Source organism: Sphingobium sp. D43FB (assembly GCF_002312805.1).
Taxonomy (GTDB): domain Bacteria; phylum Pseudomonadota; class Alphaproteobacteria; order Sphingomonadales; family Sphingomonadaceae; genus Sphingobium.
The window spans coordinates 1-1,479 of record NZ_NMUA01000119.1 but is presented as its reverse complement, the minus strand read 5'-3'; the positions used below and the strand labels follow the sequence as shown (position 1 = coordinate 1,479).

Here is a 1,479-nt window from a genome sequence, read left to right as displayed (position 1 = left end):
CGGAACGTGTCAACGATTGTGAGACAGCCGGGTCGGGAGATTAAGCTATCGTCTTTCGGTCCCTGGCCGGTGGGTTGATCCAGACTGCGGTTGGTTTTTGTGGCGGTCGTGGTGGTCGATTGACGAAGCGCTCCGGGTTTAAGCGGAAGGCTTTGTTGAGGATCGTTTGACGGGCGGCGTGGACTGCATCTGCCTGGCCGTAATGCACCTGGTCGGGCGTCATCAGCCCGATGCCGAGATGATGATGGTCTCGGTTGTACCAGTCGAAGAAGTGCCGGCAGAACGTCTTTGCGTCTTGGGCACAGCCGAAGCGTTTCGGGAACTGCGGCTGATATTTCAAAGTCTTGAAGTGGCTTTCCGAGAAAGGATTGTCGTTCGAGGTATATGGCCGGCTGTGCGATTTGGTGACGCCGAGATCAGCAAGCATGAGCGCGGTAGCCTTGGCCTTCATCGACGGCCCGCGGTCGGCGTGTAGGGTGAGCTGGCCTGGGGAGACGTTATGTTTGGCGACGCAATCTTCGAATAGCGGCTTGAACAGAGCAGCGCTTTCGGTGTCGGCGACATGCCATCCAACGACGCGTCGGCTAAATATATCAATGATTACATAAAGGTAGAAGTAGGTCCATTTGCTCGGCCCCATGAGCTTGGTGATGTCCCATGACCAGACTTGATTGGGGCCTTCGGCCAGCAGCTCGGGTTTCTGATAGACGGGGTGGCGCAGTTGCCGACGGCGTTCCCTAACTTCCTGATGCTCGTGGAGGATCCGGTACATCGTACGGATCGAACAGTGGTAGATGCCCTGATCGAGCAGCGTAGCGTAGATCTCCGCAGGTGCGAGGTCTGCAAAGTGCGGCTCTCGCAGCAAATCGATGATATGCTGACGCTCTGGCCCGAGAATGGTACGCGCCGGCGCTGGCCGTCGGCGGCGAGCAGCTGGGAGGTGAGCCGCAGCAACCTGACGGCGATGGAAGGTCGCACGCGACACGCCCAGCGCGTCACAAGCCGCTGCAATGATGCCCGAGCCGGTACCCAGCGTAGCCAACGCATCCATCACGGCTTCTCGTCGTCCTCGATCGGTAAGCCTATCAAAAGCGCGACTTTTTTTTGAATTTCTATCACAGCTTCGGCACGCTCCAGGCGCTGCTGAAGGCGTTTGTGGTCCCGCTTCAGCTGGGCGTGCTCTGCCGACAGAGGATTGGGCGCCATTGGTTTTGGGCCGCGTTTCACGGGGCTCAGGCCCTCAAACGCCCCGGCCGCGCGCAGCCGCCGCCACTCCGTGATCGAGGAGGAATAGATCCCCTCACGCCGCAAGATGGCGCCGATCGCCCCGGGAGTGCCAGCGGCACGATCAATCTCGTCGAGGATCTGCAGCTTATATCTGGCGCCGAAGTTCCGCCGACGTGGCCGGTCGGAGAGCTCGGGCGATGCCGCCGCAGGCGCTGCCACCAGCGTCGGCCTGCGGCCTTCCTCGGCGGCAGC

The 1,479-nt window shown here is 60.6% G+C and carries 1 pseudogene; it reads right to left on the bottom strand.

The features are described 5' to 3' along the window. Positions 1 to 40: 40 nt before the first annotated feature. Positions 41 to 1,449: pseudogene (locus SxD43FB_RS23525) on the bottom strand (IS3 family transposase). Positions 1,450 to 1,479: the final 30 nt, after the last annotated feature.